At 68.0% G+C, this 11,291-nt stretch carries 9 protein-coding genes; 3 read left to right on the plus strand and 6 right to left on the minus strand.

All coding sequences use genetic code 11. The features are described 5' to 3' along the window. Positions 1–68: 68 nt before the first annotated feature. Entirely contained in the window at positions 69–827 is a 759-nt protein-coding gene (locus tag ACLP9N_RS12665; protein WP_442407731.1) for a methyltransferase domain-containing protein, read from the plus strand. A 4-nt stretch (positions 828–831) separates the two neighbouring features. Here the strand turns inward: ACLP9N_RS12665 and ACLP9N_RS12670 are convergent, their stop codons facing one another. After that, positions 832–1,758: an RluA family pseudouridine synthase gene (locus ACLP9N_RS12670; RefSeq protein ID WP_442407732.1), complete on the minus strand. Its 927-nt coding sequence runs from the start codon at positions 1,756–1,758 to the stop codon at positions 832–834. Beyond that, positions 1,755–2,378 carry a signal peptidase II gene (lspA, locus tag ACLP9N_RS12675; RefSeq protein WP_442407733.1) on the minus strand — a complete coding sequence of 208 codons (624 nt, stop codon included), beginning with the start codon at positions 2,376–2,378 and terminating at the stop codon, positions 1,755–1,757. The genes ACLP9N_RS12670 and lspA overlap by 4 nt, the downstream gene beginning before the upstream one ends. A gap of 41 nt (positions 2,379–2,419) precedes the next feature. Between lspA and ACLP9N_RS12680 the strand changes: the two genes are divergently transcribed. Next, complete coding sequence (locus tag ACLP9N_RS12680; protein ID WP_442407734.1) at positions 2,420–3,358, plus strand: asparaginase; 939 nt, start codon at positions 2,420–2,422, stop codon at positions 3,356–3,358. Here ACLP9N_RS12680 and ACLP9N_RS12685 read toward each other — a convergent pair. Beyond that, positions 3,323–4,759 carry a DNA polymerase IV gene (locus ACLP9N_RS12685; RefSeq protein ID WP_442407735.1) on the minus strand — a complete coding sequence of 479 codons (1,437 nt, stop codon included), beginning with the start codon at positions 4,757–4,759 and terminating at the stop codon, positions 3,323–3,325. The two genes, ACLP9N_RS12680 and ACLP9N_RS12685, sit on opposite strands and share 36 nt — an antisense overlap. A gap of 151 nt (positions 4,760–4,910) precedes the next feature. On the opposite strand from ACLP9N_RS12685, the gene ACLP9N_RS12690 reads away from it, so the two are divergent. Continuing rightward, positions 4,911–5,432 (plus strand): hypothetical protein, encoded by a 522-nt coding sequence (locus tag ACLP9N_RS12690; protein ID WP_442407736.1) that lies wholly within the window; start codon positions 4,911–4,913, stop codon positions 5,430–5,432. Positions 5,433–5,452: 20 nt separating this feature from the next. Here ACLP9N_RS12690 and ACLP9N_RS12695 read toward each other — a convergent pair whose 3' ends face one another. From ACLP9N_RS12695 to ileS, 3 genes are all read right to left on the minus strand, one after another. Continuing rightward, on the minus strand, positions 5,453–6,862 hold the full coding sequence (locus ACLP9N_RS12695; RefSeq protein WP_442407737.1) for an RNA polymerase sigma factor: 1,410 nt from the start codon (positions 6,860–6,862) through the stop codon (positions 5,453–5,455). Positions 6,863–7,025: 163 nt separating this feature from the next. Next, positions 7,026–7,742 (minus strand): hypothetical protein, encoded by a 717-nt coding sequence (locus tag ACLP9N_RS12700; RefSeq protein WP_442407738.1) that lies wholly within the window; start codon positions 7,740–7,742, stop codon positions 7,026–7,028. A 143-nt stretch (positions 7,743–7,885) separates the two neighbouring features. Further along, positions 7,886–11,017: an isoleucine--tRNA ligase gene (gene ileS, locus ACLP9N_RS12705; RefSeq protein ID WP_442407739.1), complete on the minus strand. Its 3,132-nt coding sequence runs from the start codon at positions 11,015–11,017 to the stop codon at positions 7,886–7,888. Positions 11,018–11,291 lie beyond the last annotated feature (274 nt).

Below are 11,291 nucleotides of genomic sequence, written 5' to 3' on the forward strand. Positions count from 1 at the left end.
CGGGTTTCCGCGGCCTCAGCGGCACCAAGTTCGTCTGCGCGACGTGATGAATGCCTACCATGCCCAGCATGGGTCGCACATTCGAAGATCTGGTGACAGAGGCTGATTCAGTATCGGTTGACGGTTGGGATTTCTCCTGGCTCGATGGCCGCGCGACGGAGGAAAGGCCGTCGTGGGGCTACCAGCGGATGCTGAGCCAACGCTTGGCCACCGTGTCGGCCGCGCTGGACATTCACACCGGCGGCGGCGAGGTGCTGGGCGGCGCGGGGCCGTTCCCGCCCACCATGGCCGCCATCGAAACGTGGCCTCCGAACGCGGCCCTGGCAACCAGGCGCTTGCATCCGCTGGGCGTGGTGGTCGTGGCGACTCGGGATGAGCCGCCGTTGCCGTTCGCCGAGGAAGCGTTCGACCTGGTGAGCGCCCGCCATCCGATCTCGGTGTGGTGGACCGAAATCCTTCGGGTGCTCCGGCCGGGTGGCAACTACTTCGCGCAGCACATCGGGCCCGCCACGATGGGCGAGCTGGTCGAGTACTTCATCGGGCCGCAGCCGGAGAAATGGGCCGAGTTTCATCCCGACGCTCAGAGCGCGCAGGCACAGGCCGCGGGCCTGCAGATCGTGGATATCCGCATGGAGCGGCTGCGGGCCGAGTTCTTCGACATCGGCGCCGTTATCTACTTCCTGCGCAAGGTGATCTGGACGGTGCCCGACTTCACCGTGGAGCGCTATCGCGACCGGCTGCGCGAACTGCATGAGCACATCCAGACCGAGGGGCCTTTCGTCGCGCACCCGACGCGGGTCCTCGTGGAGGCACGCAAACCCGACTGACGGGTCAGCTTTCGCCGCGCAACACGTCCAATGCGTGCTGCAGATCGGGTGGGTACGGGCTGACGATCTCGATCCGCCGGCCGTCGGCGGGATGAGCGAATGCCAGCGACCGCGCGTGCAGCCATTGACGTTCCAGCCCAAGCCTTTTCGCGAGCTTCGGGTCGGCTCCGTAGACCAGATCGCCGCAGCACGGGTGATGCAGCGCGGCGAAATGCACGCGGATCTGGTGGGTGCGGCCGGTTTCCAGGTGCACATCGAGCAGGCTGGCGGCGACGAACGCTTCCAGGGTGTCGTAATGGGTGAGGCTGTGCCGGCCGTTCGTGGTGACCGCGAACTTCCACTCGCCGCCGGGGTGCCTGCCGATCGGCGCGTCGATCGTCCCGCTGGACGGATCCGGATGGCCCTGGACCAGCGCGTGGTAGCGCTTGTCGACCGTGCGCTGTTTGAACGCCCGCTTGAGCACGGTGTACGCGCGTTCGGAGAGCGCAACGACCATCACCCCGGAGGTGCCGACGTCGAGGCGATGCACGATGCCCTGGCGCTCGTGCACACCGGAGGTGGTGATCCGGTAACCGGCTGCGGCCAGCCCGCCGAGCACCGTAGGGCCCTTCCAGCCCACCGACGCATGCGCGGCCACCGCGGCGGGTTTGTCGACCGCCACGATGTCGTCGTCGGAATACAGGATCGTCATGCCCTCGATCTCGATCGGCGTGTTCTCCAGCGGCGGCGGCGCCTCGGGCAGGCGCACCTGCAACCAGGCGCCGGAGGTGAGACGGTCGGACTTGCCGGCCTGCACGCCGTCCAGTTCGACGCCGCCGTCTTCGGCAATGGCCGCCACGGCGCTGCGGGACAATCCCAGCAGCCGCGCCAGCCCGGCGTCTACGCGCATGCCCGCCAATCCCTCGGGGACGGGCATCGAGCGGTCACTCAACTTCCGTCAGCCTCACGGCGGGCACCGGTGTTCAGGTCGGCCGTGCGCCGGCCCACGGTGTCGAAGTCGAATCCGAAGATCGACAGCACAACCAGCAAGATGGCGCCACTTACCACCGACGGATCCGCGACGTTGAAGACGGGCCACCAGCCAACCGACAAAAAGTCGACGACATGTCCCCGAAGCGGCCCCGGCGCCCGGAAGAATCGGTCGACCAGGTTACCCATGGCGCCACCGAGAATCATCCCCAGTCCCACCGCCCACCAGGGTGACACCAGCCGCCGACCCATCCAGAAGATGCCAACCACCACACCGGTCGCGATCAGGGTCAACACCCAGGTGTATCCGGTCGCCATCGAGAACGCCGCCCCCGAATTGCGCACCAGGGTCCAGGTCACCGTGTCGCCGATGATCGACACCGGCTGACCGGGCGGAAGCAGTTTGACGGCCAGCACCTTCGTCACGACGTCAAGCGCGAGCACCACTCCTGCCACCGAAAGCAGCAGACGCAGCCGTCGAGGCTGCGGCGCAGGCACGCCGGGTTCCCCGACCGTCCCGTCCATAGCGGGCTCACCGGCTGAAGTCGCCGGCTCCGCCGATCCTGTTGGTTCCTCGGGCACTTCCCCATCATCCCCCACTGCCGGTGCGGGATGATCGCGCCATGGGCCGACTTGCCGTCATCACCACCGGAGGAACGATCTCGACCAGCACCGGCGCCGACGGGGTGCGCCGACCCGCCCGCAGCGGCGCGGACCTGACATCCGGCCTGGAGATCGATCACGACGTCGATGTCGTGGACCTGATGGCGGTCGACAGCTCCGAGCTGACAACGGCCGATTGGGATCGGATCAGTACCGCGGTGCGGGCCGCGATCGGTGACGGCGCACAGGGGGTGGTCGTCCTGCACGGCACCGACACCATGGAAGAGACCGCTTTATGGCTGGAGCTCACCTACGACGGCGCCGTTCCCGTCGTGCTGACCGGCGCCATGCGCAGCGCCGATGCGCCCGACGCCGACGGTCCGGCCAACCTGCGCGACGCCCTGGCGGTGGCAGCCAGCCCGGCCGCCGATGACCTCGGGGTGCTGGTCTGTTTCGCGGGCCGGGTATGGCAGCCGTTGGGCTTTCGCAAGGTCGACACCCAGGACTTGAGCGGCTTCACCGGCACGCAGCTGGGCACCACCTCTGGCGGGGTGACGCTGACACACCCCAAGACACGGCCTTATCTGGGCGATCTGCGCGCCGTCACGGCACCCAGAGTCGACATCGTCGCGGCATACCTGGGCAGCGACGGAGTGGCGCTGGACGCCTGCGTGGCCGCCGGCGCCCAGGCCGTGGTGCTGCAAGCGCTGGGTTCGGGCAACGCCGGGAAAGCGGTGGTCGACGCGGTGCGCCGGCATTGCCGCAACGGGAGCGTCGTCGCGGTGTGCACGCGAGTACCCGGAGGGCGGGTCAGTGCCGGCTACGGTCCCGGCCACGACATGGCGGAAGCCGGCGCGGTGATGGTGCCCCGACTGCCGCCGCCGCAGACCCGGGTGCTGCTGATGGCCGCGCTCGCCGCGCGGCTACCCGTCGCCGACATCATTGGGCGCTGGGGCTGAAGCCCCGGCAGATTCCCCAGCCGTTTCCGAGGCCGAATCCTGGGCCCGCAGCACGCCGACGTAGTCCGGCCAGTCCAGGCTGTCGATCGGGTTGGCGCTGGTGAGGTCGCCGCAGTCGGCGGCGAACGTCCGGGCCTGCCCCGCGCCCGACGCGCGGGTCTCGAAGCGCACGGTGACCACTCCGTGGCCCGCGCCCTGCACCCAGCCGTGCCCGAAATCCGGGTGGCAGACGTCGTCGCCAATCCGCCAGTGCGAGGCCTCTTGACCCGGTGCAAACATCGCCTCGGTGGCGGTCTCAACCGGGTGATGCGCCTCCGGCTCCAACGTCGAGAGTTCCAGGTCCGGGAACAACGACTCCTGGCGCACGTCGCTCAATCCCGAAAACCCAACGCCGAGAAGACGAATGGGCCCGATCCGGAGAGGGTCCAGCAGCAGCCGCCGCGCCACGGCGACCAGCGCCCCGGCCTCGGTCGTCGCGTAGGGTAGCGTCGCCGAGCGGGTCAGCGTGCTCATGTCGGACTTCTTCAACTTCACCGTGACTGTGCGCGCACCCCGGCCGTCGCGCAGCAGGCGCTGATGAGCGTGCTCGGCGATCGGGTCGATCGCCTCACGCAGCTGCTCAAGGCTGGTCAGATCGGCCGCAAAGGTGGACTCGGAGCTGATCTGCTTGGCTTCGGCACGCTCGGCGACGGGGCGGTCGTCGATGCCGCGGGCCAGCCGGTGCAGCGCGGGCCCGACCGTCGCGCCCAGGATGTTGGCCACCTCGGCGTCGGCCAGCGCAGCCAGTTGTCCGATCGTATCGATGCCGAGGCGGTGTAACTTCTCCTCGGCGACCGGGCCGATGCCCCACAGCCTGCGCACCGGCAACCCGCCCAGCAGCGACGGTTCCTCGGCGCGCCGGACCACCCGAATGCCGTCCGGTTTGGCCAGCCCGGACGCGATCTTGGCGATCTGTTTGCCCGAGCCCGCGCCCACCGAGGCGATCAGGCCGGTCTCCTCGCGCACCCGTCGCCGCAGGCCCTCGCAGAACACCTCGACGTCCTGCGCCGACGCCCCGGCAAGGTGGGGCGGCTCGCCGAAGCCCTCGTCGAAAGACAGCTGCTCGACCACGGGCACCACGCCGCGGATGGTGTCGAAGACCCGCCGGCTGGCCACCCCGTACACCACACCGCGCGGCGGCAACACCACCGCGGTCACGCCGATCAGCCGGCGGGCCTGGTGCATCGGCATGGCCGACCGCGCGCCGAACACCCGCGCTTCGTAGCTCGCGCCGGCCACCACGCCACGGCCGCCCAAGCCGCCGACCAGCACCGGCCGGCCGCGCAGGGTGGGCCGGGTGAGTTGTTCGACGGAGGCGAAGAACGCATCCATGTCCAGGTGCAGCACCCAACGGGACTCCACAGCCGTTAATGCTATTTCCGGTTGAAGGGCTAACGTCGAAGCCTATGGCCATGAATCTCTGCCACCGGCTGTGTTGCAGCTCGAATCGCTGGGCCATCAACGTTGAAGTCGGCACCGGCAGGCAGCGCTGGCGCGCGATCAAGGCGGCGTGATGGACGCCGAGAATCCCAACGCGCTGACACCACTTGAGGCTGCCGACCACCTGGGACGATGGGCGCGGCTGCGCCACCAATGGGGCAAGCGACTGCAACCCGGTCAGCAGGCCACGGTACTGGCCTGGCTGTCCTTCACCCTCACCTTCATCGGACTGCGCACGCTCACCCACTGGATCCGCGCCGGCCACGGTCCGACGGGTGGCGGAATAAAGCTGGGCGGCAGGCATTTTCACCACTACAACATCGGTATCGCGCTGCTGGCGACGGTAGCGGCCATCGGCCTGCGCGGAACCGAGAAGCAACGGCGCCACCCCGCGGCCGCGGTCGCATTCGGTTCGGCGAACGCGTTGATCGTCGACGAGCTGGCCCTGCTGCTGGACCTCAAGGATGTCTACTGGGCGGCCGACGGCCGCGAGAGCGTCGACGTCGCGGTCGGCCTCATCGCTACCGGCGCCACGGTTGTCGCCGGCATGCCGTTCTGGCCACATGCCCGCCGCGCGCTGCGTTCCGGCAGCTGACCACCCGCGGCGCTCACGCTTTAGTTCAGCGTCCCGCGCCGGGGGGGCGGAACCACGGACGTAGGAGTGCTTCTGGGAGGCGGGAATTTGGGAATCGTCAGCTGGGGTGGTGGAGGCAGATTCGGGGCAATCCACACCGGCGGCCGGACAGGCACCGGCACGACCGCCGGCGGTGGTTGGGCGGGCGGCGCGGCCGTGGGTATCGGGGCGTTGGGCGCCGGGTTGTAAATCGGCGCAGGCGCTTGACCGGGAGGCACCGGTGGCACGGCCGGCATAGTCGCGCCCGGGTTGCTCGGAGGCGGCGGGAAGGCCGGGAGCTGGCTGCCCGCTGGCGGTGGCGGAACGCTTGCTTCGGTGGGCGTGGGCGCAATCTTGATGACGTCCGGGGCGACGGCGGTCTTCTGGTGATGCAGCCAGATGAACGTCAATCCCATCGCCACAATCAGGATGACCGCCAGCGCCCAGATGGCCTGGATCAGGCGCGAGCGACGGCCTTGCGTTTCGCCCGCATCGAACTGGCTATCCGCGCCGGCGTCGCCCCTTGTGGCGCCCTCCTGCCGATACCCGGTATGAACGGCGGTGAGCGCGGAGCTCGCGTCGCCGTTGGCGGTCAAATCAAAGTCAGCCGACGTCAACTGGACCTTGGTCAGCGTCTGTCCGCGTAGCCACCACGGGGCCGCCACCAGAATCGGTACAACACCCAGCAGCGCTTTCGGGCTGACCAGATTCCGACGGTTCCGCTCACAGGTCTCGCAGTCGTCGATATGGCGGGCGATCCGTTTGCGCATCAAGACACTGAAGTGACCGTCCCAGTTGGCCAGGATCGCGCCGAGCTCGGAGCACTCCTGGGGATTGCGCTGCACTCCACGGGCCACCAGCAGGGCACCCAGCGACCGTTCAACGGTTTCGCGCAGTCGCTGCACCAACTTGGTGGCGTTGCTGGGGCTGACGCCCAGCGCCTCGGCCAGCTCAGGTCCGTCCAGGCCATGGCGGTAACTCAGTTCGAGCACCGAACGGTCGCGGTCGGACAGTCCGCCGGCGGCCTCGGCGATCAGGTTGGCCAGTTCGGTGCGGGCGGCCAGCGTATCCGGGCCCGCCTCCAAAGACTCTGCCTCGGGCAGCTCATCGGAGGCGCTTTCGCGGCGGCGCAGCCGGATACAACGGAGAGCCTCGTTCCGCGCGATGGCATAGAGCCACGGGCGCAGCTTGTCGGGGTCACGCAGCTTCGTCAGTTGCACCGCCGCTGTGCAGAACACTTCTTGTACACAGTCGGCGGCCGCCTCACGGTCGCACACCATCCCGATGCAGAAGTCGTGCAGGCGGTCTGCGTAACGGTCGTAGATTCCGGCGAAGGCGGCCCGGTCACCGGCCACGGCCGCACCGGCCAGCTGCGCGTCGCTGGCGATGTCCCAGTCAGGTAGTGCGGTCATCGAAGTTGCTCCCGATCAAGCGTCGATTGCCCGTCCCGAAGGCGTCGGCGCTGGGTTAATTGTGCGCGCACCAAGTTGACTCGGCACTGCTTAATTGCAGATTTGCTGCGGGAACACGGATGAGACCGGACGCAAAGTCCGGCCTCGTCCGTGCGCGGCCGTGTCACAGGTGCGGTGGAGTGGGGAGGTGGCAGGCCTTGCAGGGTTGAAGCGGTTTGAAGCCACCGCCGGGCTGACCGCCGCCGAGCTTGCCGCCGCCCGGGTGCACGGGTATTGGTACGGGCACCGGCAGAGGCACCACCGGGGGAATGTTGACGGTCACGGGTGGCGCGCTCGGCGCGTCTGGCGGCGGGGTGCCGGGATCGGCCGGTGGCGCTGCGGCGGGCGGCGCTGGCGCCGGCGCCGGATCGGTCGATGCCGGTGTGTCGCCACCACCTGTAGGTCCGGGTGCCTGGGTCGGAGCCTGCCCATTGTCAGGCGGGGTAACCGCCGACGTAGGGGCCGGCGCGACCGACGGCGGCGTGGCCGAGTCGGGTGCCTGAGGGGTGCTCGTACCGACATGCGCACCCGGAGCCACGACGACGGGCTTCGGCTGGCTCGAGTCGTTGCCGTTGACGAGGACGAAACCAAGCGCGGCGAAAGCTCCGATCGCCCCGACCACGGCCGCGGCCACGATGGCATTGCCGGCCTTCCTTGTCGTCGATCGCGGCTCGCCGGCGGCCGGCGCGGGCCGTTCGTACGCGAGATCGGCGGATTCGGAGAGATATCCGTGCTCGACCGAGGGGTCTCCCAACGGACTCGACGCCCACGCCTCGCCGACCGTGAGATCGTCGGAAGGGACAGCGTATGAGGTCGGTTCGAGGTCATGGATGGTGCTCACGATGTGTTCCTAACTGTCGTCGCGGCCCCCGATGGGCCGCTGTCACAGGTAGGAGCAGCCGCCCCCGGTTACCCGGACACTTTTTTGGAGATTTTTTTCGCAAGCTTTTTCAGCGCCGGCTGTGGTCAGGCTGACCAGCAGCATCAGGCCTTGGTGATGGCTACCCGCACGCCATCGCCGATCTCCACCGGATCGGCCGGCTCGCCGAACTCGAAGCTGGTCGCCAAGATCTCCCCGGCGATGAGCTCGCGGTGGGTGCGCGCCCAGTCGGCCCGTTCGGCGGGCACCGATATCACCACGTGGATCCGGTCGGACACATCCAGTCCGGTCGACTTGCGCAGCTCCTGCAGTTCGCGGATCCGGTCCTTGGCCCAGCCCTCCGCCTCCAGCTCGGGGGTCACGGTGCCGTCCAACACGACAAGACCCGCCCCGTCGGGCAGCGCTGCGGTGTATTCCGGGTCCGCGGCCACCAGCCGTGAGCTGTACTCGTCGGGTTGCAGCACCGCGGGGCCGGCGGTCAGGGTGCCGTCGGAGTTGACGACTCCGTCGCCGGCCTTGACCGCCTTGATGGCCGCCTGCACATCCTTGCCCAGCCGCGGCCCGGCCACCCGGGCGTTGACCGTGAGCTCGAACCGGCCGTAGGTGTCGATCGCGTCGGTCAGGTCGACGCACTTGACGTTGAGCTCATCGGCGATCAGATCCGTGAACGGCTTGAGCCGCTGCGGGTCATCCACTGCCACAGTCAGTTTCGGTAACGGCAGACGCACCCGCAGTTTTTTGGCCTTACGCAGCGACGACGCGGCCGAACACACTTCGCGGACCTGATCCATGGCGGCGACCAGGTCAGGGTCCGCAGGCAGCTCATCGGCTTGCGGCCAGTCCGTCAGGTGTACCGACCGCTCCCCGGTGAGACCACGCCAAATCACCTCGGTGGTCAGCGGAAGCAGGGGCGCGGCCAGCCTCGCGGTCACCTCCAGCGCGGTGTGCAGCGTGTCGATGGCGTCGACATCTTCTTTCCAGAAGCGCGAACGCGACCGTCGCACATACCAATTCGTCAACGCCTCGGTGAACTGCCGCAGCTGCTCGCAAGCCCCGGAGATGTCGCAGAGCTCCAACGCCTGGGTGAGGTCGTCGCACAGCACCGCCAGCTTGGCCAGGATGTAGCGATCCAGCACGTGCGTCGAATCGGTGCGCCAGGTACCGACTTTCGGCGCATACAGGGCCAGGAAGCTGTAGGCATTCCAGAACGGCTGCAGCACTTGCCGTACGCCTTCGCGGATGCCTGCTTCGGTGACGATCAGGTTGCCGCCGCGCAAGATCGGTGAGGCCATCAAAAACCACCGCATCGCATCGGAGCCGTCGCGGTCGAACACCTCGGTCACGTCCGGGTAGTTTCGCAGTGACTTGCTCATCTTCTGGCCGTCGGAACCCAGCACGATCCCGTGCGCCACACAGGTTTTGAACGCCGGCCGGTCGAACAGCGCGGTGGCCAGCACGTGCAGTGTGTAGAACCAGCCGCGGGTCTGGCCGATGTACTCGACGATGAAATCCCCGGGATAATGGCTGTCGAACCAATCCCCGTTCTCGAATGGGTAATGCACCTGGGCATACGGCATGGAACCCGAGTCGAACCACACGTCGAGCACGTCGGGGATCCGCCGCATCGTGCTGCGGCCGGTCGGATCGTCGGGGTTGGGCCGGGTCAGCTCGTCGATGTGGGGCCGGTGCAGGTTGGTGGGCCGCGCCCCGAAGTCGCGCTCCAGCTCGTCGAGGCTTCCGTACACGTCGATGCGCGGGTAGGCCGGGTCATCCGACTTCCACACCGGAATCGGGGTACCCCAGTAGCGGTTTCGTGAGATCGACCAGTCGCGGGCGCCCTGCAGCCACTTACCGAACTGGCCGTCCTTGACGTGTTCGGGATACCAGGTGATCTGCTGGTTCAGTTCCACCATGCGGTCCCGGAATGCGGTGACGGCGACGAACCACGACGACACCGCCCGGTAGATCAGCGGGTTGCGGCAGCGCCAGCAGTGCGGGTACGGGTGCTCGTAGGTCTCGTGGCGGAGCAACACCGCGCCGTTGGCCGCCGCCGGGCCGCTCTGGTTCTTGAGGTCGCGGATGATCTGCGCGTTGGCGTCAAAGACGTGCTGCCCCTGGTAATCCGGAACGGTGGCATCGAAACGGCCCTTGGAATCGACCGGGGTGACCGGTGCGATGCCGGCCGCCTCCGAGACCGCCATGTCGTCCTCGCCGTAGGCCGGCGCCATGTGCACGATGCCGGTGCCGTCCTCGGTGGTCACGAAGTCGCCCGGCAGCACTCGAAATGCCTTGGGGGTGTCCATGAAATACGGAAACGGCGGCAGGTACCGGATGCCCAGCAGTTCGGCGCCGCGATAGGTGCCCAGCACCTCGGGCTCTTCGTCCAGCTCGCGGGCGTAGGCCCCTAACCGCGGCTGGGCCAGCACGTAGCGCCGGTCCCCCACCCGCACCTGCACATACGTCACGTCCGGATTGACCGCCACCGCCAGGTTCGACGGCAGGGTCCAGGGTGTCGTCGTCCACACCAGCAGGTAGGCCCCGTCCAGGTCCCCGCCCGTGACCTTGAAGCCCACGGTCAGCGCCGGGTCTTGGCGGCTTTGATAAACGTCGTCGTCCATCCGCAGTTCGTGATTGGACAGCGGGGTTTCGTCGCGCCAGCAATAGGGCAACACCCGGTAGCCCTCGTAGGCAAGGCCCTTGTCCCACAGCTGCTTGAACGCCCAGATCACCGACTCCATGTAGGTGGGGTCGAGCGTCTTGTAGTCGTGGTCGAAGTCGACCCAGCGAGCCTGCCGGGTCACATACGCCTGCCATTCGTCGGTGTAGCGCAACACGGACGCGCGGCAGGCGTCGTTGAACGCGGCGATCCCCATGGCGTCGATCTGGGATTTGTCGGTGATGCCCAGCTGGCGCTCGACTTCGAGTTCGGCCGGCAGCCCGTGGGTGTCCCAGCCGAAGCGGCGCTCCACCTTATAGCCCCGCATCGTGCGGTACCGCGGGACGATGTCCTTGACATAGCCGGTGAGCAGATGACCATAGTGCGGTAGGCCGTTGGCGAACGGCGGTCCGTCGTAAAACACGTATTCCGGGGCCCCGTCGCGGCGGGCGATGCTGGCGCGGAAGGTGTCGTCGTGGAACCAGTAATCGAGGACTTGGGCTTCCAACGCGGGGAAATCCGGTGAGCCGCCGCGTGGGTCGGCGCCCAAATCGGTGCGCGGATAGGCGCTGTCGGTCATCGGTCTCCTGTGCCAGCTACGTATCGGCACGGGGACGACGACGCGCACAGTGCGCGAGCGCCGCGGTACCACCCCGCTTGCCGCGCTCACGCGCGGCCGCTCATTGCAGGCTGTGACGGGCCTACCCGTTCGGTTCTACTGGGCCGGAGCGGCTGTTCTTCCGAAGACTCCCCGGTGATAGCCGGATCGATGCCGTGGATTGATTCTACTGAGCACCGCAAATCCAGGGCGCTCCCAGCGGTTGCCTGGCCGCAGAACTACGTCTGCGGCCAGG

This window comes from Mycobacterium sp., assembly GCF_052144515.1.
Lineage (GTDB): Bacteria > Actinomycetota > Actinomycetes > Mycobacteriales > Mycobacteriaceae > Mycobacterium.

Excerpts from the sequence above, each read along its gene's own strand:
- ACLP9N_RS12665 (WP_442407731.1), top strand. The coding sequence starts at position 69 with ATGGGTCGCACATTCGAAGATCTGGTGACAGAGGCTGATTCAGTATCG.
- ACLP9N_RS12680 (WP_442407734.1), top strand. The coding sequence starts at position 2,420 with ATGGGCCGACTTGCCGTCATCACCACCGGAGGAACGATCTCGACCAGC.
- ACLP9N_RS12690 (WP_442407736.1), top strand. The coding sequence starts at position 4,911 with ATGGACGCCGAGAATCCCAACGCGCTGACACCACTTGAGGCTGCCGAC.
- ACLP9N_RS12695 (WP_442407737.1), bottom strand. The coding sequence starts at position 6,862 with ATGACCGCACTACCTGACTGGGACATCGCCAGCGACGCGCAGCTGGCC.
- ileS (WP_442407739.1), bottom strand. The coding sequence starts at position 11,017 with ATGACCGACAGCGCCTATCCGCGCACCGATTTGGGCGCCGACCCACGC.